20 protein-coding genes are annotated in these 21,602 nt (G+C 60.7%); 9 read left to right on the top strand and 11 right to left on the bottom strand.

Annotation, left to right across the window (positions count from 1 at the left end; genetic code table 11):
• Positions 1 to 143 precede the first annotated feature (143 nt).
• Positions 144 to 1,034: an ATP-binding protein gene (locus tag QMK47_RS09605; RefSeq protein ID WP_003199422.1), complete on the top strand. Its 891-nt coding sequence runs from the start codon at positions 144 to 146 to the stop codon at positions 1,032 to 1,034.
• The gene (locus QMK47_RS09610; protein ID WP_258690620.1) at positions 1,031 to 1,513 is read left to right on the top strand and encodes a GAF domain-containing protein; all 483 of its coding nucleotides are present in this window, start codon (positions 1,031 to 1,033) and stop codon (positions 1,511 to 1,513) included. The genes QMK47_RS09605 and QMK47_RS09610 overlap by 4 nt, the downstream gene beginning before the upstream one ends.
• 125 nt (positions 1,514 to 1,638) lie before the next feature.
• On the opposite strand, the gene QMK47_RS09615 is transcribed toward QMK47_RS09610, so the two are convergent.
• The 3 genes from QMK47_RS09615 to QMK47_RS09625 all read right to left on the bottom strand — a co-directional run bounded on the left by QMK47_RS09615 (position 1,639) and on the right by QMK47_RS09625 (position 8,961).
• Entirely contained in the window at positions 1,639 to 4,587 is a 2,949-nt protein-coding gene (locus QMK47_RS09615; RefSeq protein ID WP_320390085.1) for an HD domain-containing phosphohydrolase, read from the bottom strand.
• A gap of 116 nt (positions 4,588 to 4,703) precedes the next feature.
• Positions 4,704 to 8,324: a transporter substrate-binding domain-containing protein gene (locus tag QMK47_RS09620; protein ID WP_320390086.1), complete on the bottom strand. Its 3,621-nt coding sequence runs from the start codon at positions 8,322 to 8,324 to the stop codon at positions 4,704 to 4,706.
• A 10-nt stretch (positions 8,325 to 8,334) separates the two neighbouring features.
• Positions 8,335 to 8,961 carry a response regulator transcription factor gene (locus QMK47_RS09625; RefSeq protein ID WP_003199430.1) on the bottom strand — a complete coding sequence of 209 codons (627 nt, stop codon included), beginning with the start codon at positions 8,959 to 8,961 and terminating at the stop codon, positions 8,335 to 8,337.
• Between the two features lie 77 nt (positions 8,962 to 9,038).
• On the opposite strand from QMK47_RS09625, the gene QMK47_RS09630 reads away from it, so the two are divergent.
• The gene (locus QMK47_RS09630; protein WP_258690633.1) at positions 9,039 to 9,167 is read left to right on the top strand and encodes a hypothetical protein; all 129 of its coding nucleotides are present in this window, start codon (positions 9,039 to 9,041) and stop codon (positions 9,165 to 9,167) included.
• Positions 9,168 to 9,345: 178 nt separating this feature from the next.
• Here the strand turns inward: QMK47_RS09630 and QMK47_RS09635 are convergent, their stop codons facing one another.
• From QMK47_RS09635 to QMK47_RS09650, 4 genes are all read right to left on the bottom strand, one after another.
• Positions 9,346 to 10,674, bottom strand: coding sequence for a deoxyguanosinetriphosphate triphosphohydrolase (locus QMK47_RS09635; RefSeq protein ID WP_003199435.1), 1,329 nt, complete (start codon positions 10,672 to 10,674; stop codon positions 9,346 to 9,348).
• A gap of 202 nt (positions 10,675 to 10,876) precedes the next feature.
• Entirely contained in the window at positions 10,877 to 11,212 is a 336-nt protein-coding gene (locus tag QMK47_RS09640) for a hypothetical protein (protein ID WP_253472708.1), read from the bottom strand.
• The gene (locus tag QMK47_RS09645; protein ID WP_003199439.1) at positions 11,209 to 11,598 is read right to left on the bottom strand and encodes a phage holin family protein; all 390 of its coding nucleotides are present in this window, start codon (positions 11,596 to 11,598) and stop codon (positions 11,209 to 11,211) included. Before QMK47_RS09645 ends, QMK47_RS09640 begins: the two co-directional genes overlap by 4 nt.
• A gap of 2 nt (positions 11,599 to 11,600) precedes the next feature.
• Positions 11,601 to 11,915, bottom strand: a complete 315-nt coding sequence (locus tag QMK47_RS09650) for a DUF883 family protein (protein WP_003199441.1) — start codon at positions 11,913 to 11,915, stop codon at positions 11,601 to 11,603.
• 339 nt (positions 11,916 to 12,254) lie between these two features.
• Between QMK47_RS09650 and QMK47_RS09655 the strand changes: the two genes are divergently transcribed.
• The gene (locus tag QMK47_RS09655; protein WP_320390087.1) at positions 12,255 to 13,463 is read left to right on the top strand and encodes an ammonium transporter; all 1,209 of its coding nucleotides are present in this window, start codon (positions 12,255 to 12,257) and stop codon (positions 13,461 to 13,463) included.
• Positions 13,464 to 13,471: 8 nt separating this feature from the next.
• Here the strand turns inward: QMK47_RS09655 and QMK47_RS09660 are convergent, their stop codons facing one another.
• Positions 13,472 to 15,184, bottom strand: coding sequence for a monovalent cation:proton antiporter-2 (CPA2) family protein (locus QMK47_RS09660; protein ID WP_320390088.1), 1,713 nt, complete (start codon positions 15,182 to 15,184; stop codon positions 13,472 to 13,474).
• A gap of 189 nt (positions 15,185 to 15,373) precedes the next feature.
• Here QMK47_RS09660 and QMK47_RS09665 point away from each other — a divergent pair, with 189 nt between their 5' ends.
• From QMK47_RS09665 to QMK47_RS09675, 3 genes are all read left to right on the top strand, one after another.
• Positions 15,374 to 15,625 (top strand): glutaredoxin family protein, encoded by a 252-nt coding sequence (locus tag QMK47_RS09665; protein ID WP_253472716.1) that lies wholly within the window; start codon positions 15,374 to 15,376, stop codon positions 15,623 to 15,625.
• A 69-nt stretch (positions 15,626 to 15,694) separates the two neighbouring features.
• The gene (locus QMK47_RS09670; protein ID WP_003199451.1) at positions 15,695 to 16,015 is read left to right on the top strand and encodes a hypothetical protein; all 321 of its coding nucleotides are present in this window, start codon (positions 15,695 to 15,697) and stop codon (positions 16,013 to 16,015) included.
• A gap of 71 nt (positions 16,016 to 16,086) precedes the next feature.
• Positions 16,087 to 16,977, top strand: a complete 891-nt coding sequence (locus QMK47_RS09675; RefSeq protein WP_214510835.1) for a pseudouridine synthase — start codon at positions 16,087 to 16,089, stop codon at positions 16,975 to 16,977.
• A 1,460-nt stretch (positions 16,978 to 18,437) separates the two neighbouring features.
• On the opposite strand, the gene QMK47_RS09680 is transcribed toward QMK47_RS09675, so the two are convergent.
• Both QMK47_RS09680 and mobA read right to left on the bottom strand, forming a co-directional pair.
• Positions 18,438 to 18,659, bottom strand: a complete 222-nt coding sequence (locus QMK47_RS09680) for a YgdI/YgdR family lipoprotein (protein ID WP_003199454.1) — start codon at positions 18,657 to 18,659, stop codon at positions 18,438 to 18,440.
• A gap of 75 nt (positions 18,660 to 18,734) precedes the next feature.
• On the bottom strand, positions 18,735 to 19,337 hold the full coding sequence (gene mobA, locus QMK47_RS09685) for a molybdenum cofactor guanylyltransferase MobA (protein ID WP_320390089.1): 603 nt from the start codon (positions 19,335 to 19,337) through the stop codon (positions 18,735 to 18,737).
• 78 nt (positions 19,338 to 19,415) lie between these two features.
• Here mobA and moaB point away from each other — a divergent pair, with 78 nt between their 5' ends.
• Both moaB and glp read left to right on the top strand, forming a co-directional pair.
• Positions 19,416 to 19,955, top strand: coding sequence for a molybdenum cofactor biosynthesis protein B (gene moaB / locus QMK47_RS09690; protein WP_053120541.1), 540 nt, complete (start codon positions 19,416 to 19,418; stop codon positions 19,953 to 19,955).
• A 22-nt stretch (positions 19,956 to 19,977) separates the two neighbouring features.
• Positions 19,978 to 21,165, top strand: coding sequence for a gephyrin-like molybdotransferase Glp (gene glp / locus QMK47_RS09695; protein ID WP_253478461.1), 1,188 nt, complete (start codon positions 19,978 to 19,980; stop codon positions 21,163 to 21,165).
• Between the two features lie 59 nt (positions 21,166 to 21,224).
• On the opposite strand, the gene QMK47_RS09700 is transcribed toward glp, so the two are convergent.
• Complete coding sequence (locus QMK47_RS09700; RefSeq protein ID WP_250886185.1) at positions 21,225 to 21,533, bottom strand: hypothetical protein; 309 nt, start codon at positions 21,531 to 21,533, stop codon at positions 21,225 to 21,227.
• Positions 21,534 to 21,602 lie beyond the last annotated feature (69 nt).

The raw sequence follows: 21,602 nt of genomic DNA on the forward strand, positions 1-21,602 counted from the left end.
TTTCCCTTCGCCGCTCAAGCATAGCTGATCATCTCTGAATACCGGTGCAGCCGGTGTGTATTGTGTGAAGTAGACCCGCCAATGGATACGGCGTTTCGTAGCTCGAGCGCCATCATTGCTGTGAACTTGTCCGAGGAGAAGACGTGGACTCGCGATTGAATGCTTTTCTTGAGCGTGCCGATGCCGTGCTGGCCCGGATCGAGCCTTTGCTGCCGGCGCCCCGGCCCACCATCGATTGGACCCAGACCCTGGCCGCCCGCTGGCAGCGTGACGGCCGTAGCGGCTACCTGCTGCCGCTGCAGGTCAGCCTCGACATGCGCCTGTCGGACCTGATCGGCGTGGACCGCCAGGTCGAACAACTGGGCCGCAACACCCGGCAGTTCATCGATGGCATGCCCGCCAACCATGCCTTGCTCTGGGGCTCGCGTGGCACCGGCAAGTCGTCCCTGGTACGCGCCCTGTTGGCTGAACATGCCCCGCATGGCCTGCGCTTGATCGAGATCGAGCGCGATCACCTGGCCGATCTGCCTCGGGTGGTGGAGCAGGTTGCGAAACTGCCCCAGCGCTTCGTGTTGTTCTGCGATGACTTGTCGTTCGAATCCGGTGAAGGCGATTACCGCGTGCTCAAGAGCGTGTTGGATGGATCCCTGGAGCAGGCGCCGGACAACGTGTTGCTGTATGCCACTTCCAACCGTCGTCACCTGGTGCCGGAGAAGGAAAGCGACAACGAGAACTGGAAACGGGTCGACGGCGAACTTCACCCCAGCGAAGCGGTAGAGGACAAGATCGCCTTGTCCGACCGCTTTGGCCTGTGGCTGTCGTTTTATCCGTTTACCCAGGAGCATTTCCTCAACGTGGTGGAGCACTGGATCGGCGAACTGGCGGCCAAGGCCGGGCTGGCCTGGCAGCGCGACGAAGCGCTGGATGTACTGGCGGTGCGCTGGGCAACCGGTCGCGGCAACCGCAACGGACGTTGCGCCTATCAGTTTGCCCGTTATTGGGTAGGCCTGAAATTGTTGGAGCACAAGGCATGATCGATTTGAAGGGCACCGGAGTCGGCCTTGACGGCTACGCGTTGTTATCGGCACAGCTGGAATCCTTGCTGGCCGATGAGCGTGACTTCATCGCCAACGCCGCGCAGTTCTCGGCTTTCCTGTCCAGTCAGCTGGATGATCTGAACTGGGCCGGTTTCTACCTCAATCGCAACGAAGAGCTGGTCCTGGGGCCGTTCCAGGGCCAGATCGCCTGCGTGCGGATCCCCTTTGGCCGCGGCGTGTGCGGTACGGCGGCCGCGACCCGGCAGACCCAGCGCGTCGAAGACGTCCATGCCTTCGCCGGGCACATCGCCTGCGACAGCGCGTCGAACAGCGAACTGGTGGTGCCGCTGGTCAAGGACGGGCGCCTGATCGGCGTGCTCGACCTGGACAGTCCGAAACTGGCGCGCTTTACCGAACATGATCAAGCCGGCATCGAGCAGTTGGCCGAGATCTTCCTGCGCCTGACGGATTGCTGACTCGCTTTGCGTAGGAGCTGGCGAAGCCTGCGATCTTTTGATCTTTTGATCGTTCGCTTGAGGTTCAAGCGTCAGGGGAAAGATCGCAGCCTCGCTTCGCTCGTCAGCTCCTACAGGGATAGCTTTCATGCCTTCAACCCTGCCTTGACCAGCAGGCCGTGGGGATCGACTTCATCGATCTGGTGCGGGTCGAGGAACTGGTTGGCGTAGCTCTCGTAGATTTTTTCTTCGATGAACAGCCCGAACAGCTCTGGATCGAGATGGGCGTCACGGCACATGGTGGCCATGATGCCCAGGGCCTCGCTCAGTTTCTTCGCTTTCTTGTAGGGGCGGTCGGCCGCCGTCAGCGCTTCGAAAATGTCGGCAATGGCCATCATGCGCGCCGGCAGGCTCATCTCTTCGCGTTTGAGGCGCTTGGGATAGCCGCTGCCATCCATTTTCTCGTGATGACCGCCAGCGATCTCCGCCACGTTGTCCAGGTGACTGGGGAAGGGCAGCTGGCTGAGCATCAGGATCGTCTGCACCATGTGATGGTTGATGACGTAGCGCTCCTCGCGGGTCAGCGTGCCGCGCGTGATGCTCAGGTTGTAGAGCTCGCCGCGGTTGTATTTCCAGGCCGGTACGTCGAGCTGGAAGCCCCACGGGTTGTCCGCTGGGATCAGTTCGGCCGCGTGGCGCTCGAGCAGGTGCTCGGGCTTGTCTGCCAACAGCGGCTCGCTGACCGGCAGAGTCGGCTTGGGCGTGCGGGCCTGGCGCCGGTTCTCTTCCCAGGAACCCCCCAGGCGATCGTCGAGGGTCCGGGTCCATGGGCGTTGGGCAATCTGTTGCAAGCGTTGCAGGTCGGCCTCGGCCATGGCTTCGGCGCCCAGGTTGCAGCGGGCGACGAAGGCAAAGTCGTCATCCAGGGCCGTCAATGTCGCGTCGCGCTGTTGCGCCAGGGATGACGGCTCGCCGCCGCTTGCCACGGCCTGCCAGTAATCGACCCAGGCGTCGCGCTTGAGCACCTCGAAGCGGGTGCGTATCTCGTGGATCCGGTCGTTCAGGGTTTCCAGCTTGGTGGCCTTGTCGACCACATATTCGGGGGTGGTGACCTTGCCGCAATCGTGCAGCCAGGCGGCGATGTGCAGGGCTTCCCATTCGTCCTCCGTGGGCCGATAGGTGTCGAATGCCGGTGCCTGGCTGGCGGCGGCCGCCTGGGCGAGCATCAGGGTCAGGACCGGCACCCGCTGGCAATGGCCGCCAGTGTAGGGACTCTTGGCATCGATCGCGCCGGCCAGCAATTGGATGAAGGCGTCCAGCAACTGCTTTTGCCTGGCTTGCAGGCGCTGGCCCTCGATGCTCACGGCGGCGGCACCGGACACGGCCTGCAGGAAGGCGATGCGGTCGGGCTGAAGTTTTTCCAGGTCGGCTTCGGTGCCGCTGTCGGTGATCAGCAGTACCAGTACCCCGACGGTTTCCTGGTGCCGATTGCGCAAGCGAATACCGATCAAGTGGACCCGTGGCGAGTCCAGTGCTTGCAGGACGCTCTGCAGATCGGCCGCCTGTTCGAAGCCCAGGGAGGCCACGAGGTTGTCCGCGGTGGCCAGTTGCTGGAGCCATTGTGGGCTGTCGCCAGCCTGTAGCTCATGGCTGCGCAACTTGAAGGCGTCGAGGTCCCTGGGCGTTCCATTGATTACCAACCCGTACGGCTTGACCCGATTGTCGTCGTTCTCGCGCAAGTAGATCAGGCCGGCCTGGGCCTGGCCGATTTTTACGGTTTCAAATAACACCCGTTCCAGCAACGGGGCGAAGCGGGTTTCGGCGCGCAGGCTGGCGGTGATTTCAAAGAAACTCGCCAGGGTCTCTTTCATGCGCGCCATCGACACGCTCAACTGATCGACTTCCAGCACCGGGGAGCGACGGGACACCGGGTAGTTGAAGTCAAAGCTGCGAATGGCATCGGCCTCCTGCACCAGTTCGCGCAAAGGCTTGACCAGGATCCTGGACGTCAGCCAACCCAGGGGCAGGCACAGCAGCAGGGTGGCGAGGGTGATGAGCGCGCCTTGCCAGCGCATGCGATAGGCATTGTCCAGCAGCTCATCTTCAGGGACCAGCAACGCCAGTTCCAGGCCCTGGGGGCCGCCTTCCTGCATGTGGCTGCGAGAAACGATCCACTGGCGTCCGTCCGCTTCCAGGCGCGTGGTGTCGGTGTTGTCATCGAGCGCGGCGGCGATGGCCGGGCTGAGGTCGCGGGCCTTGATCAGGCGCGCCGACTGGACGTCGGCGAGCAGCCGGCTGCTGTCGGGATAACCCACGGCGTTGCCCTTGGGATCGAGCAAGACGACTTCGGTGCCGGTGGTCACCTTATGCTTGGCCAGGGTCTGGGACAGGGCCGCCAGGGTCAGGTCGGCGCCGATGACCGCCTGCTCGCCACTGCGCCGGGCGAGGGTGGTGCCGACGTTATGAGTGGAGAAAAATACGTAGGGCTCGGTGGTGATCTGCTCGGTGCTGCCGGCGGCGCTGCGAAACCAGCTGCGGCTGCGGGGGTCGTAGGTTTCGTCGGCAATGTCCCGGCGCCCGATGAGCGTCAGCGTCTCGTCGTAGAACAGCGACTGGGAATGAATCGGGCCTTGTTCGGTTGCCCGCTCCACGGTCCAGACTTGGTAGGCCGCCTGGGCCGGTGCCTGCAGGGCGGCTTTCAGGGCCGCGGTGCGCAATGGCCGGACCATCATGAAGTTGCCTTGATGATCGCCCAGGTACAACGACGCCAGGTTCGGGTTGTCCCGCAGTGCCTGGCTGAAGGGCACGAGCAGGGTCAGGCGTTGCGCCAGCTGGGGCGTGCGCGTCGCCGGATAGTCGGCCAGCAGGCTCAACAGATGGCGGATGGGTTCGTAGGTGTCGTACAGATCCAGGCGCACGTCCTGTTCGATACGGTTGAACAGTTTTTCACTGCTGGAGAGGATGATTTGCGTGGTTTGCCGGTAATTGAAAATCCCCAGCACCACCCCGGTCAGCAGCAAAAGCAGGGTAAACATCACGCTGATGTGGACGTGCAGGGGGAACCGGCGTTTGTCCGGACGCGGTGCGCTGGGCATTGCAGTCACTCCAAGTGTCAGGGGGCGTTCTCGATGGGTGTTCCCGCGTGCAAGGGAAACCGATCGAGAACCCCCCAGGTACGCACTGCTGAGCGAATAGCATAGTAAACGCTGGATTATTTTGCCTTGGCGATCTCCGTTTCGAGGGCCCGCTCCAGTTCGCTCATGGCGCGGTCGAGGGCGTCGATGCAATCGCTGATCCGCCCAGGTGCCTGCGCCTGGTGACAAGCGTGCTCCAATGCCTCGCACCGCTGGATCAGCGAGGTCGCCTGGACGATGCGGGCGACGCCTTTTATCTTGTGCGCTATTTCGGTCAGCGCTTGCCGGTTTGCGCCGCGGGCGACGTCCAGCAACTCCTGGCGGTCCGAGCGGCTGCTGCTGAGTAATTCAGCCAGCAGGCGCTGGTTGGACGAAGGGTTGCCGCCAGTCAATGCCTGCAGGCTTTGTATGCTGAAAACCGCTGGGCGGCCGGCGGGTTTGACCGCTTTGATCCATTGGCTCAAGGCGCTCAGGCTGATCGGCTTGAACAGGCAGTCGTCCATCCCGGCGTCTTGGCAACGTTGTTTTTCCTCCGGTTGTGCATTGGCGGTGAACCCCAGGAGGGTGCAAGGTGGCCGTTGCTGCTCGGACTCATCGCGACGAATCGAGCGGGCCAGTTCATAGCCGCTCATGATGGGCATGTTGCAATCGGCGATGACCAGATCGAAATGGTTCTTTTGCCAGACCTCGAGCCCGTGGGCACCATCATGGGCGACCTGGTAGTGATGGCCGAGGTATTCCAGTTGCTGCGACATCAGCAGGCGGTTGGCGGGATGATCGTCCACGATCAGGACGTTCAGGGTGGCCTGGGCCGCTTCGATGACCGGTTCAGGTGGGGGGCGAACCGGCGCCGTCGACAGGACGGTCAGTTGCAGGCGGACCTGGACCTGGGTGCCGACGCCGAGTTGGCTGCTCATGTGCAGGCTGCCGCCCATCATCCGGCACAGGTTGCGACTGATCACCAGCCCCAACCCCGCGCCGTTGCGGGCCATCCGGCTGGTGTTATCGACCTGGGCAAACGGCTCGAATAAACGTTGCAGGTCCGCCGGGCCAATGCCGATGCCGCTGTCGTTGACCTCCAGGTGCAGCTGTAGAGCGTCGTCCCGGTCGGTTGGAAGCAGCCGGACCTTGATCACTACCTGGCCCTGCTCGGTAAATTTGAGGGCATTGCTGATCAGGTTCGACAGCACCTGTTTGAACCGCAACGGGTCCATCAACACGTCAGGGCTGCCCTCGGCGGCGTCGAACTGCAAGGACAACGCCAGGTTTTTCTGCCGGGCCACGCCCTCGAATACCCGAATGACCGATTGCAGCAGGGCCCTGAGATTGACGCGTTCGGGGGTCAGGCTCAGGTGACCGGATTCGATACGGGCGATGTCCAGGATATCGCCTATCAGCTCGAGCATCCCTGAGGCCGATTCGTACGCGACTTCGATGGTCGAACGGTCCACACGGCCTTTTTCGGCCTGTTTCAGGGCCAGTTCAAGCATGCCGATCACCGCGTTCATGGGGGTGCGGATTTCATGGCTCATGGTTGCCAGGAACGTGCTTTTGGCGCGGTTCGCGTCATCGGCCTGTTGCTTGGACGCGCGCAGTTCCTCGAACAGCTGGCGCCGCTCACTGATGTCGATCCAGCCGCCGATGATGCCTTGCACTTCGGCGGCGGAGTTTCGGTAGGGGAGGATCCAGTGATAGATCGTCAGTTGCCTGTCCCCGATGTGCAGGGGCCGATCGACGATCAGGGCGGTGCCTTCGGCCATGACGCGTTGGTAGTCCGCCTGGTACTCCTGCGCTTCGAAGGCGTTGCTCATGGATCCTGGCATCTGGCTCTTGCCGATGACGTCTTCGCGTTTGACGTCGAACGTTTGCAGGTAACTGTCGTTGCAGCTTTGCAGGATGCCGTTGCGATCCCTCACGTAGATGGGGTGGGGGGTGCCGTTGAGCAGTGCGTGCATGAATTCGAGTTGATCATTGAGGGCCAGTTCCGCCCTTTGACGTTGCCTGATCTGGCGCTGCATGTAGGCGTTCCACGCCAGGGAAAACAGCAACAACAGGCCAACGCCCGCGACGATCTGGAGGAACAGGCGGTTGTAGGTGCGCCAGGTGTGTTCCGTGGGCGAGACGTAACCGCGCCAGCGGTTGTTGATGACGCCCAGTTCGTCAGGGTCGATGCTGGTCAGGGCCTTGTCGAGGATGGCGTTCAGCTCGGTGGCGTTTTTTGCCGTGGCCAGCGCGAACATGGCCTGTTGGGTGCTCACCGTGCTGCTGATTTGCAACCTGTCGCGCCACGCATGGGAAGAGATGAAGTAGTTGGCCATCACCTGCGAGTTCACGCTGCCGTCGACCTGGCCATGGGCGAGCATTTCCACGGCGTGCAAGGGGCCGTCCGTTTCGATGATTTGAATGTTTGGGTACTGGCTGCGTAGCCATTCAATGACCGGATTGCCTTTGGCGATTGCCAGGCTGGCGTGGCCGAACTGATCGAGTGTCGTGGGCGTGTCGGACTGTTTGCGGGTCAGCAGGACGAACGAGCTGTCGACGTAGGGGCGGCTGAACTTCAATTGGAGTTGTCGTTCACGGCTGGGCAAAAGTGCGGCGATCATGTCGGCTTGATCGTTGAGGACCGCAGCAATCATTTCGCTGTCGCTCTGGCGGCGCTGGATGTCCAGGCGCAGGCCGGTGCGCAGCCGGATCAGTTCCAGCAGGTCGGCACTGATGCCGCGAAAGTCCCCGTCCGCATCGAAGAAGGTGAAGGGCGCGGAGGTTTCGTTCACCACCACCCGGACCACCGGATGCCTCGCCAGCCAGCGTTGCTCGCGGTCGGTCAGTTGTATCCTGTGGTCCGTGAGATACAGGTCGCTGCCTGCACTCCAGCGCTTGGAGATGGTGGCTTGCTCGGCAATGGAGACCTGGCTCAGCGTAGCGTTGATGACTTCCAACAAGTGGGTGTCGCTACGTCGTACGGCGAAACCGAACCCATGGGATTCGTGTTTGCCGAAGCTGGCCATGCGGATATTGCTCAAGTAGCCCTTGTTGATCATGTAGTGGGTGGAAAGGGTATCGCCGAGAAATACATCGGCCTGGCCGAAGGCGACGGCGTTAATGGCATTCTGGTAGGACGGGTAGGTGGTGATGAGGGCCTTGGGGTAGAGTTTTTCAATTTCCCGTAGCGGCAGGTAGTGATAGACCATGCTCAGCCGCAACCCCTCGAGATCGTCAGTCAGGGATCGGCTTTCATTCGTTCGGGTGACGAGAACGGGCTGGTCCACTGCGTACGGCGTCGACAGCACAATGTCGGGGTTGCGCGCCTCGAAACCGTTGGCGGTGCCAAGCATATCGATTTGCCCGTCCTTGAGTGCGGCCATGGCCGCCTCGCGGGAGTCGAAGCGCAGGACTGTCATGGGCAGGCCGGTGGCCTTGGCGATGATGTCGGCGTAATCGGCCGTCAGGCCTTCGTAGTCGTGTCCGCTGGTGGAGAGATCGAAGGGCGGGTAATCCGGGGCGGAGGTTCCCAGGACCAGCGCTTGCCGATCCTGTAGCCAGGCGCGGTGAACATCATCCAGCTTGACCTCGGCATGGGCCATGGACGAGCGGCCCAGCAGGGTGTATTGCTCGGGCGCATGCGCTGCCGCCGCGGGCATTCCTGTATATAACGCCGCACTGATCAGCAGAAGACATTCGGTTATGCGTCTGAGCATCCTGTTTTTCTCACACCAGCGCGTTGCGCTTCGCCATTTCAATCAGATCGACCAAGGACTTGACCTTGAGCTTCTGCATCAGCCGCTTCTTATAAGTACTGACGGTCTTATTGCTTAGAAACATTCCCTTGGCTATTTCCTTGTTGGTACGGCCCTGGGCAAAAAGTTGCAGCACCATCAGTTCCCGATCATTGACACTTTTGAAAAGGTCCAGCTCGATACTGCGTGGGTCATCCGGGCGTACCGGATTCAGCGCCTGGCTGGGAAAGTAGTTGTAGCCGGACAATACCGCTTTGATTGCGCTGACAAGTTCGCTGAGGTCTTCCTGTTTACAAACGTAACCAGAGGCACCGGACTGCATGCATCGAATGCCGAAGAGCGTCGGCGACTGGGCCGTGAGCACCAGCGTCTTGAGCGGAGTGGTCATGGCGTTGAAGCGCGAGAGGATTTCCAGCCCGTCGAGTTTGGGAATGCTGATGTCCAGGATAACCAGGTCTGGCATGCATTCGCGCACCATTTGCATCGCGTCGACGCCGTTGTCAGTTTCTCCTACGACCTTATAGCCCTCATGCTCCAGAAGCATGCGTACAGCGAGGCGGATGACCGGATGATCGTCGACAATGAAAACGGAGTTCATGAATAAATTACCCTGCGAACTTGAATAAAGCGCGCACCTTAGCCCACTTACAACCAGGGCCGTACGAAGAGACGGGCATGCAACTTCAATTTCAGAAGTTTCCTACAAAAAAAGAGGCAAGATATTACGATGTAATCGGTTTTTTAGTCGGTGGACGACAACAAGAGGGGGATGTGTTGGCAGTGTGTGAAGGGATATTTCTTTGATAGTGTTGTTTGTGCAAACAAAAGAAGCGTTTAACCGCGGTTTGTGTAAACCATACAGTTATTTATCTACTTCAAACTCCTTGTGGCGCAGCGCTACAAAATTCACATTCACCGCCAATCCCTGTGGGAGCGAGCAAGCTCGCTCCCACAGGTTTTGTGCCAGGTGCAGCACACATTATTATTGGCGCGTGCGGCCGGTCATCTCCTGGGCCATTTCGCTGGCGTAGCTGTCAGTCATCCCGGCGATGAAATCGATCATTCGCAGGAAAGCGCTATGCAAAGGGCCGTTGGGATCCGGCGCATTATTCCCCAGCAGGTCGAGAATGCGGCGATTCTTGAACGAAGGCGTGCGGCCCCCATGCTGTTCAAGGGCGGCCCCGCAAAATCCGTTGAGCAGGATTTCCAGCGTGGTGTAGGCGCCGATTTCATGCAGGGTCTTGCGCTTGTCCTGGAAAATTTTCCGGCGCGCCATGTCCTTGGCATTCAACACGCAGCGTTTTGCCGGGCCGTGCATATGTTCCACGAGATCCCCTGGCAATGTGCCGGCAAGCAAGGCTTCCTGCTGTTCGACAAAAGCCCGGGCGGCGGCGTTGGTCAGGTGTTCGATGGCCTTGCCCCGCAGGATCGCCAGTTTGCGTCGCCGCGAGTCCAGCGGCCCCAGCTGCCGGTAAGTGTCCGGAAGATCATCGCCCACCAGGTCCAGGAGCAGCGATTCCACCTGGGGGTATTCCAGGAGATCCATCTCCACGCCGTCTTCCAGGTCGATCAGCGCGTAGCAGATGTCATCGGCGGCTTCCATCAGGTACACCAAGGGATGCCGTGCCCAGCGTTGATCCTCGATCTGTGGCAAACCGAGTTTGTGGGCAATCTGCTCCAACAGTGGCAGTTCGCTCTGGTAGCAACCGAACTTGTGCTTCTTGTAGCCCAGCGAGTCCGCGTGGCGGGCAGTCCAGGGGTATTTCAAATAGGTGCCGAGGGTGGCATAGGTCAGCCGCGTTCCGCCGTCGAACTGATGGTATTCAAGTTGGGTGAGGACGCGGAATCCTTGGGCGTTACCTTCGAAGTTGAGGAAGTCGTTGCGCTCGGCTTCGCTCATTGCATCGAGCCAACCACGGCCGGCGGCTTGCTGGAACCAATAGCGGATAGCATCTTCGCCGGAGTGACCGAACGGCGGGTTGCCAATGTCGTGGGCCAGGCAGGCCGATTGCACCACCATGCCCAGGTCGCTTGGCTCGCACCAGTCAGGCAGGGCATTGCGGATGGTTTCCCCCACGCGCATGCCCAGGGAGCGCCCGACGCAGCTGACTTCCAGGGAATGGGTCAGGCGCGTATGGATGTGGTCGTTGCTGGAGACCGGATGCACTTGCGTCTTGCGTCCGAGGCGGCGGAAGGCGCCGGAAAAGATGATGCGGTCGTGGTCCTTGTGGAAAGGACTGCGGCCCAGTTCTTGCGGACTGTGCAGCGGTTTTCCGAGGCGTTCGCGAGTCAGCAGGGTGTGCCAATCCAAGGCCGGTTGCTCCGTTCGATGATGTCGGTATCCTAGCTTCCCGGTTCGTGGGCTGCCCTGCAAGGCCTATAGGCCTGCACCGACTCGATACATAACCCTGTGGCGAGGGAGCTTGCTCGCGCTTGAGTGCGAAGCACCCACAAAAATGGGCCTGCTTCGTAGTCCAGCGGAAGCAAGCTCCCTCGCCACGGTGTGCAGGTCCTCAGGGTTTGCGCAGGTCTTTGGCCAGCTTGACCAACGGCAGCAATGTCGTTGCCAGGCGGATCAGGCCTGTCAAGCCACCGCCACCACCGTGGCGAGTCCGTTTGCCGGTGAGGAAACCGAGCAGGGACACTGCCGCCACGCCCCACAGTGGCGCGTGCTTGATGCCGAAGCCTTCGTGCCAGCTTTGCGTCAAGCTGCGTGCCCGTTGCAAGGGCTGCAGTAATTGGCGTGTTTCCTGACGGATTTCCTGGCGATGCATTTCCATGCGCAGACGCACCAGCGCCTTGCGCATTTCCTGTCGTGTCCGGGCTTGAGGAATATCAGGCAGGCTCATGGCAACAGGCGCTCCCGGTCGTTGGCCAGTTCTTCGAGGGTGGCGTGGAAAGGGGAGGACTCGTCATAGATCGCTGCCTTGAGCCGCAGACCGCAGAACAGCGCCGCCAGCAGATAAAACAGGCACAGGCCGATAATGCCGGCCAGACGATAGGTGTCCCACACCAGGATCAGTACCAGCGCCGAAAGCCCGACCAACAGCAGCAGGCCGAACACCAGCGCAAGGCCGGCGAACAGCAGGAGGCTGACGGTGCGTGCTTTCTGTTCCTGCAACTCCATGCCGAACAATTCGACGTGGCTATGCAGCAAGCCAAGGAACGCCGCGCCCAGGCGACGTGCAGTCGGTTGTGTGCCCGCTTCGGACGAGCCGGATTCGTCGATACCCATCATTAGCGCCGTGTCGCCAGCAGGCCAATCAGAAAGCCGACGCCCGCCGCAATGCCCACGGATTGCCAAGGGTTGGCCTGTACATATTCCTCGGTGGCGACCACCGCAGCCTGGCCGCGTTCGCGCATGGAATCTTCCGTCAGCTTGAGCGTTTCGCGGGCGCGCAGGAGGGTTTCGTGAATCTGGCTGCGCAGTGCATCGGCTTGATCGCCTGCCAGCGTCGCGGTGTGATCGAGCAACCGTTCCGTGTCGCTGACCAGCGTCTGGAAATCTTCCATCAGGGTTTCTTGAGCAGTCTTTGCCTGGGTTCTGGCCATTGGTGAATCTCCGTAAGTGACGTCTGAAACGTTCGAGTATGAGCCTTGCCGGAAGGTTCAGTACAAGTGACTGGTACAACTTTTGCTCAGGCTTTTGCCATGTACTGGTGCATCAGCCTGCGCCAGTGCGCTGAAGCTGGGCGAAAGCCCGAAAAACCTTAACCCAAATAATCAAAACCCGCGAAGCACCTCCAAGCGGGATTTCGTTTTGACCGTTCTTGCGCACCAAAGCGGTTCATCGGCCTGCGTACGGCCAATGAGCCGTTTCAACTTGGTGCGTTCGCAAGGCAGGCGAACCGGTTTGGTGCTTTTTTCAACTTTTTCAGGTCTGCCAATACCATGGAAAATATGCAAAGTGCCGTGGACGGTCTGGTCCACAGCTCCAACACGCTGTTCATCCTGCTCGGCGCAGTCATGGTCCTGGCCATGCATGCCGGCTTTGCGTTTCTTGAAGTGGGAACGGTCCGGCAAAAGAACCAGGTCAATGCGCTGTCGAAAATCCTCAGCGATTTCGCGGTCTCGACCCTGGCCTATTTCTTTATAGGCTATTGGATTGCCTACGGTGTGACCTTCCTGCAACCGGCGGCGGTGCTCAGCGCCGATCATGGCTATAGCCTGGTGAAGTTCTTCTTTCTGCTGACCTTTGCCGCTGCGATCCCGGCCATCATTTCCGGCGGTATTGCCGAACGTGCCCGGTTCGCCCCGCAGTTGTGCGCCACGGTGCTGATCGTGGCGTTTGTCTATCCGTTTTTCGAAGGCGTGGTCTGGAACGGCAATTTTGGCCTGCAGGCCTGGCTGCAAGCCCGGTTCGGCGCCAGTTTCCATGACTTCGCCGGCTCCGTGGTGGTGCATGCCATGGGCGGCTGGCTGGCGTTGGCTGCCGTGCTCTTGCTCGGCCCGCGTAACGGCCGATACCGGGACGGTCGCCTGGTGGCGTTCGCGCCTTCGAGCATTCCATTCCTGGCCTTGGGTTCGTGGATCCTGATTGTCGGCTGGTTCGGTTTCAACGTGATGAGTGCCCAGACCTTGCCCGGGGTGAGCGGGCTGGTGGCGGTCAATTCGTTGATGGCCATGGTGGGCGGTACCGTGGCGGCATTGATTGTCGGACGCAATGACCCAGGCTTCCTGCACAACGGCCCGCTGGCCGGTTTGGTGGCGGTCTGTGCCGGTTCCGACCTGATGCACCCGGTCGGTGCGTTGGTCACGGGGGCCATTGCCGGTGCCTTGTTTGTCTGGTGCTTCACCGCGGCCCAGGGCAAGTGGAAGATCGACGATGTGCTCGGCGTCTGGCCGCTGCATGGGCTGTGCGGTGTCTGGGGTGGCATCGCCTGTGGCGTCTTTGGCCAGAGCGCCCTGGGCGGCCTGGGTGGGGTCAGCCTGATCAGCCAATTGATCGGCACGGCGCTGGGAATTGTCGTCGCCCTGGCCGGCGGGTTTGCGGTCTATGGCGTGATCAAGGCCGTGCTGGGGCTGCGCCTGACACAGGAAGAAGAGTATTACGGCGCCGACCTGTCGATTCACAAGATCGGCGCGGTCAGCCAGGACTGAGCGTCGCACTATGGCTCCTTGTCCTGGTTGCCAGGATAAAAGCCATGGAGCAGGCGATAGCGGTCGTGACGAACCTGATCCACGTGATGCCGGACCTGCTGCTCGGGCAGGCCGAGCATGATCAGGGCGTGGGAGGCCAGCATCAGGCTCGACTCCAGCAGCTCCGGGACCACTTCGCTGGCCCCGGCAGCCTGCAACTCGGCCAGTTGGCTGTCGTCACGGGTGCGCACCAGGATCGGTACCTGGTGATTGACCTGGCGGGCCGCCTTGAGCACGGTGATGGCGATGTCGGTCTTGTCCACCGCGATCACCAGCAACCTGGCGCGGCTCAAGCCAACGGCCGCAAGCAGGTCACCTCGTCGTGAATCCCCGTAATGCACGCAGTTTTCTCCGACGGTGGCTTCCTGGATGATCACCGGGTCGTCATCCAGGGCGACGAACGCCTGGCCTTCGCGGCGCAGGAACCGCCCGATGGATTGACCGACGCGCCCGTAGCCGCAAATGACCACATGGCCCGACAAGCCGGCATTGAGTGCGCTGATCTGGTCCAGTTGCGCCTCTTCGTTGGGTTTGCGATGCAGGCGCGCGGCGATGCGTGGCGCCGCACGCAGCAACAGCGGGGTCAACAGCATCGAGCAGAACGTCGCGGCCAGCAGCAGGCCGCTGATGTCGGCGGGCATGAGGCGGTTCTGCTGCATCAGGGCCATCAGGGCAAAGCAGAATTCACCGCCCTGGGCCAGCGCCAGGCCACTGCGCCAGGCGGTTTCAACGTCGCTGCCGCGCCATTTCACCAGGACGGCGACCACGCAGCCCTTGATGAGCATCAGGCCGAGGGTCAACCCCAGGATCAACAAGCCGTCATCGAGGAACAGCTGCAGGTCGATCAGCATGCCGATGCTGACGAAGAACAGCCCCAGCAGGATGTCGCGGAACGGGCGTATGTCGGCTTCGATCTGATGCCGGTAGTGGCTTTCCCCCAGCAGCATGCCCGCCAGGAAAGCTCCCAGGGCCGGTGACAAACCGAGCAGGTGGGTCAGCCATGCCGTCAGCAACACGATCACCAGGGCCAGCAGGACGAACAATTCCGCGGACCGGGACGCCGCCACCTCATGGAACAGCCGGGGCAACAGCAGTCGGCTGGCCAGCAGCAGGCCACCGAACAGAACCAGGGTCTTGCCCAAGGTCAAGGGCAGCGCCCAGTACCACGGGTGGTCGCTGCTGCCGGCGAATACCGGCACCAGGGTCAACAACAGCACCGCGACAACGTCCTGGAACAACAACACGCCGATGGCGTTCTGGCCGTGGCTGCTGAAGATCTCGCCCAGGCTGGTCAACTCCTTGCTGACGATGGCCGTGGAGGACAAGGCCAGTCCTGCGCCGAGCAACAACGCGGCGATTATCGGCGCGCCACACACTGCCAGCAGTCCCGCGAGGACCGCCCCCGAGCACAGCGCCTGCAGGCTGCCGAGGCCGAACACGACCCGACGCAGTTCGAGCATTTTCGACAGGGAAAACTCCAGCCCCAACGAGAACAGCAGGAACACCACCCCGAGTTCGGCCAGGTCTGGCAGTTCTTCGCTGTCGTTGACCCAGTCCAGCGCGGTGGGCCCGACCGCCAGCCCGACGCAGAGATAACCCAGCACGGGTGGCAGGCGCAGCCGCCTGAACAAGGCGATGACCACCAGGGACGAGGCAAGGATGATCAGCAGGTTGGCAAACAAGGGGAACTCCGTTTCAAGGCTACAACGCACAGCGTAGAGGGGAAAATGCGACAAGCGTCGCTGGAAAAGCATTGGCGCTCAGTGATTTGCATCAGCGTTTTACTGAAACACGCTGAAGCGAGCCTGCGACTCGACGGTTTTCCGAGGTGGGCCTAGAATGACCGTCTATCTTTTTTGGGTCTACCCGCCATGCTTCCTGAATGCCAGTTGTTCGGCACCCTGGGGTGTCATCTTTGCGAAGTAGCCGAAGCTGAACTGATGCCTTTCGTCGAACATGGATTGTTGGTGGAGTTGGTGGACATTTCAGATCGCGAAGACGTGGTGGAGGACTATGGGTGGCGGATTCCCGTGCTGCGCAGGCTGGATACCGGTGCGGAACTGGACTGGCCCTTCGAGGCCGAACAGATCGTGACATTCCTCCGTTCGTCCGTCAGTTCCTGATACTGCGGTTGGCGAAAGTAGTGTGCTTCGGTTACTGTATGTGCATACAGCTATCTGGAGTGCGTCCCCTTGGTCAATGTCGAACAACTGAAAAGCAGCGTGAACAGGATGTCCGCGGACGTTGTGCGCGAGGCAGTCCTGGAACTGCGCCTGGATGGCTTGGTTACCGAAGGCAAGACCCCCTTCAATAAACTGCATTTCAATACCTGTTTCGCCGAGATTGAAGCGTTGTTCCAGCGTGCCGGCTATCACAAACAGTTGGATGTGGTGGGTTACCAGGGCTTGCTGTACGCGCTGTACGATCCAGGTCGCTGGGAGGCGGTGGAAGTGCTGCGCTGGTTGAAAGAGTTCACCGAAGCGGCGGCAAAATCGACGTCAGTCACCGCGTGAGCAATCATTGCTGGGCTGGCCTGTGCGACTGGCGGATAATACCGCCTCGCAAAAATGCCTAAGAGTTTTCAATGTCCGGTTCGTCGTTTTCCGCCGCTCATCATCAGGCCAGTACGCTGTACCTGCCGCCCGGTTCCTGGCAGACGGTGCTGGAGTGCCTGTGCGAGCATTTCAGCGCCATCAGTCGCGAACAGTGGCTGGACCGGATCGCTCGGGGCAGGGTATTGGACGGGGAGGGCAAGGCGATCCAGGTCGACTTGCCGTACCGCGAAGGCCTGCGCATCCACTACTTCCGCGAAGTGCCCGACGAGAAGACAATCCCGGTGGTGGAGTCGATCCTGTACGCCGACGAACACCTGGTGGTGGCAGACAAGCCGCATTTTCTGCCTGTCACCCCAGCGGGCGAATACGTCGAGCAAACTTTGTTGCGACGGCTGATCCGGCGGTTGGACAATCCTCATCTGGTGCCTCTGCACCGCATCGACCGGCATACGGCCGGGCTGGTGTTGTTTTCGGCCAACCCGAACACCCGCTCGGCGTATCAGTCGTTATTCCCGACGCGGCAGATCGAAAAACGCTACCAGGCCATTGCCCGCGCATTGCCCGGGCTGACCTTTCCACGGGTGCATAAAAGCCGGATGATCGATGGCGAACCGTTCTTCCGAATGCAGGAAGGGCCCGGCGAGCCCAATACCGAAACGGCCATCGAAGTGCTGGAAAGGAACGGCGAGTTGTGGCGCTATGGCTTGTATCCGGTTACGGGTAAGAAGCATCAGTTGCGGGTTCACATGAATGCCCTTGGGGCGGGGATCTGCAATGATCCGTTTTATCCTGATGTGCTTCGGGATGTTGAGGATGATTACTCGAATCCTTTGAAGCTGCTGGCTCAAGGGTTGCGTTTTGTTGATCCGGTTACTGGCTTGGAACGTGTGTTTGAGAGCGGTATTTCGTTGCAGTGGTAGTTTTTTGTTAAGGGGGAATGGTGTGTATATCCGTTTCTTCGGTAACGGCTACTTATGGTTTCGCCCTTACGGCGACTCACTTTTTTTCAAACGCCAAAAAAAGTAAGCAAAAAGGCTTGCCCCACCACTCGGCACCTCGCCTAGGCTCGGTGTGCCCTCACTCCGGCATTGCTCCGTGGGCCGCCGCGAAGGGCCATCCATGGCCCAGCGCGGCTATCCCGGCATCCATGCCGGGATGCCCACTACGCAATGCCTGCGTTCGGCCAGCGTGGTTTAACGGGGCGTCCAGATCAAAATCCCAAGCAAAGCAAGAGTGGGGTATGTCCAGCATCTATGTGGCTGGGCCACCACTATCGCGAGCAGGCTCGCTCCCACATGGGTTACGGGTATTCACAGCACCTGCGCACGATACAAAACCTGTGGGAGCGAGCTTGTTCGCGATGACATAGGCACATCCACCATCACTGTAAACTGAACCACCGCTATCGCGAGCAAGCTCGCTCCCACATGGGGCTGCGGGTATTCACAGCACCTGCGCACGACACAAAACCTGTGGGAGCGAGCCTGCTCGCGATGACATAGGCACATCCACCATCACTGTAAACTGAACCACCGCTATCGCGAGCAAGCTCGCTCCCACATGGGGCTGCGGGTATTCACAGCATCAGCACACGACACAAAAACCTGTGGGAGCGAGCTTGCTCGCGATGACATAGGCACATCCACCATCATCACAAACTGCACCACCGCTATCGCGAGCAAGCTCGCTCCCACATGGGGCTGCGGGTATTCACAGCATCTACGCACGACACAAAAACCTGTGGGAGCGAGCCTGCTCGCGATGACATAGGCACATCCACCATCACTGTAAACTGAACCACCGCTATCGCGAGCAAGCTCGCTCCCACATGGGGCTGCGGGTATTCACAGCATCAGCACACGACACAAAAACCTGTGGGAGCGAGCTTGCTCGCGATGACATAGGCACATCCACCATCACTGTAAACTGAACCACCGCTATCGCGAGCAAGCCCGCTCCCACAGGAGAAACGCGGTCTTACCAAGAGCCAGGTCGGCTGTTAGGCCGCCTCGCGTTGGACGTTGATCTCGGCGCCCCGTTAAACCACGCTGGCTGAACGAAGGTATTGCGCAGTGGGCAATCCGGCATGGACGCCGGGTTAGCCGCGCTGGGCCATGGATGGCCCTTCGCGGCGGCCCACGGAGCAATGCCTTCGTTCAGGCATGCCGAGCCTAGGCGAGGCACCGAGTGGTGGGGCATGTAGCGCTTTGGTTACTTTCGCGCTTTTCGAAAGTGACCCGCTGTAAGAGCGGAACCGCCAGTGGCCGTTACCGAAGAAACGGATATACACCCAAAACCCAAAACCAAGCCCAAAAAAAAGGCGCCTCCCTCTTCAGGAAGCGCCGTTTTTTCTAGCGACTTAGGGCAGCAGCGTTACAGATTACAAATCCTTAACGGTACGAACCTGATCCTTGTTCACACGAGTCTGCTTGCCATCCAGTTGCTCGAATTCGTAGAAGCCGCTTTCTTCATCGTAATGTGGGGTATCGACGGCCTGGATTTCGCGACCGTCATTCAAGGTGATCACTGTTGGCGAAGCACACCCGGCAAGGGTGGCGAGGCCCAGAGCGAGCATGAACGTGGCGAGGGTCCGTTGTGTCATGGTGTTTCTCCGAAATGGATTCTTCAAGTTACTGACCTTCAGACGTATACATCGCGCGCAAGTTCCTGGCTAGTGTCAATCTGACACGCCTTTGTGCCGGGCCAGTAACTCCGGTGTGTTCAGATTTGCCAGGCGGAGATCGTCGGCTGGGCATTGCAAGGCAACGGCGTGCAGTGCGCGCATGATACGACCGGGGCTGCGTTCGCCTTCGCGCCAGGCTTGTTCGAAGCTCGCTGCCAGGGCCAATGGGATGACACACAGCAGCGGCTCCCAGTGCTCGCCGTGGCGCACCATCAGCGGTTTGTCGGGGTGCTGGCTGGCCATCCTGCGCATGTTATCGAGCAGGTTGGCGTCGATTTGCGGCACATCACACGGCAGCACCAGCAAATACGGATGCTTCGCAGCCTTGAGGCCTGCCCGGATACCTGCCAGGGGCCCGGGAAAGTCGCCTTCCTCGTCATGCACCAACTGATCGGCATACATCGCATAATGTTGCGGGTTGCGGTTGCAGGAGATGATCAGGTCATCGCTCATGGCGCGGGTCTGGCGATGCAGATGGGCAATCAGCGGTTCGCCTTGCCACTGCACCAGGCCTTTGTCCTGGCCGCCCATGCGTTGTCCGCGACCACCCGCCAAGAGCAGGATGGAGCAGGATGGCAGCGGCGTGTTCGGGGTCATGGCGTGTCTCCGCGCGGGCGAAAAAATGAAGCGCTGTGATATAACACCGGGCTGTTTCCTTCACAACTGGACGAGCCTATGAAAGCCAAGGCTGATGTACCTTTCGTGCCGCTCAATATCGCGGTGCTGACTGTCAGTGATACCCGTACCCTGGAAACCGATACGTCCGGACAGGTCTTCGTCGATCGGCTCACGGCGGCTGGCCACAACCTGGCGGCGCGGGTCCTGCTCAAAGATGATTTGTACAAGATCCGGGCGCAAGTCGCGACCTGGATTGCCGAAGACGTGGTGCAGGTGGTGCTGATCACCGGCGGCACCGGTTTCACGGGGCGTGACAGCACGCCGGAAGCCGTCACGTGCCTGCTGGACAAGCAGGTCGATGGCTTTGGCGAGTTGTTTCGACAGATATCCGTGGCCGACATCGGCACGTCCACCGTGCAGTCCCGCGCGCTGGCAGGCCTGGCCAATGGCACGCTGGTGTGTTGCCTGCCGGGTTCGACCAACGCGGTGCGTACCGGATGGGATGGCATCCTGGCCGAACAGCTGGATGTGCGGCATCGGCCGTGCAACTTCGTGGCTCATTTGAAACAGGCAGCGCCTTGTGAATCCCGTGGGTAAACCGGGCAAGGCCGGGGCCTTGATGGCCGTTGAGGTCGCATTGGAACGACTGCTCGAGATGGCGGCGGCCACGCCGATTGTCCAGCGCGAGCATTTGCCTTTGGCCGCGGCGTTAGGGCGAGTGCTCGCCGGGGATCTGGTGTCGACCCTAGATTTGCCGCCATGGCCCAACAGCGCCATGGACGGCTATGCCTTGCGGCTGGCTGACTGGAACGGCGAGCCATTGAAGGTCAGCCAGCGGATTTTTGCCGGGCAGGCCCCAGAGCCGCTGGCCGTTGGCACGTGCGCGCGGATCTTCACCGGGGCGCCAGTCCCTGCTGGCGCCGATTGCGTCGAGATGCAGGAAAATGCCGTGGTTGAAGACGACCAGCGGGTGCGCTTTACCGAGCGTATGGTCAGCGGGCAGAACATTCGCCCCCAGGGGCAGGAGACCACCGTCGGCGAGCAAGTGCTCTCTGCCGGCACTCGCCTGGGGCCGATCGAGCTGGGGCTGGCCGCCTCCTTGGGCTGTGCATCGCTGGAAGTGGTGCGCAAAGTCCGCGTCGCAGTCCTGTCCACGGGGGATGAGCTGGTCGAGCCCGGGCAGGCGTTGGGCCCAGGCCAGATCTATAACAGCAACCGCGTGCTGCTGTGTAGCTGGCTGCAACGCATGGGTTGTGACGTGATTGACGCGGGTATCCTGCCCGACGATTTATCGGCCACCCGCGAGCGCCTGGCACAGTTGTCTGATGTCGATCTGATCCTGTCCACCGGTGGCGTATCGGTGGGGGAGGCGGATTTCCTGGGCATCGCCTTGCGCGAGGACGGCGAGCTGGCGCTATGGAAACTCGCCATCAAGCCGGGTAAACCGCTGACGTTCGGGCATTACCGTGGCGTGCCGGTCATAGGCTTGCCTGGAAACCCTGCCTCGACCCTCGTGACTTTCGCACTGCTGGCACGGCCCTACCTGCTAAGACGCCAGGGCGTTCAGTCGGTGGCGCCGCTCAAGTTCAAGGTGCCGGCCGGTTTCGCCTGGCCGAAGGCAGGCAGTCGACGAGAATACTTGCGAGGCCGCATGGAGAATGGTCGAGCGATCATCTACCGGAATCAAAGCTCGGGTGTCCTGCGCAGCGCCGCCTGGGCCGAAGGGCTGGTCGAAGTGCTCGAGGGCCGGACGCTGGTGGAGGGCGATGAAGTGGGTTTCATTCCCTTGAGCGAAGTCCTGGGCTAGCACTGTGGCAGGTGTTCTGCGGCCCGAGCCGGATCCTCGGGCCTTCACGCGTCTCACCTTCATCGTGTGAGCAGCATCACCACCTGATCGAATCGATTGTTCGCAATCCAGCCCAGCAGGCCGAGCACCACCGCTGCAGCGCCAGCCGAATAGGCCAGCCTGTGGCGGATCACCTTTACGTCGGTGCGAATTTCATCCATGTCTTTGCGGATGTATTTGAGGTGGGTTTCCAGTTCAACGACGCGCGGTTCCAAATCAATTCCTCCAACGGGATTACTGCAACTTTTGCATTCGTTCCGAGTATCGGCCCGCCCGCTTCCAAGGGGCGCGCGCTGCTGGGGCAACAGCTTGTATTCACGGTTATGCATGGGACGGTTCATCCCCTTGGCCATAACTGTTCAAACGACTGATCCGGCCCCAGCGGGCCGTGACGTATC

This window comes from Pseudomonas sp. P9_35, from assembly GCF_034008205.1.
GTDB classification, from domain to species: Bacteria; Pseudomonadota; Gammaproteobacteria; order Pseudomonadales; family Pseudomonadaceae; genus Aquipseudomonas; species Aquipseudomonas kilonensis.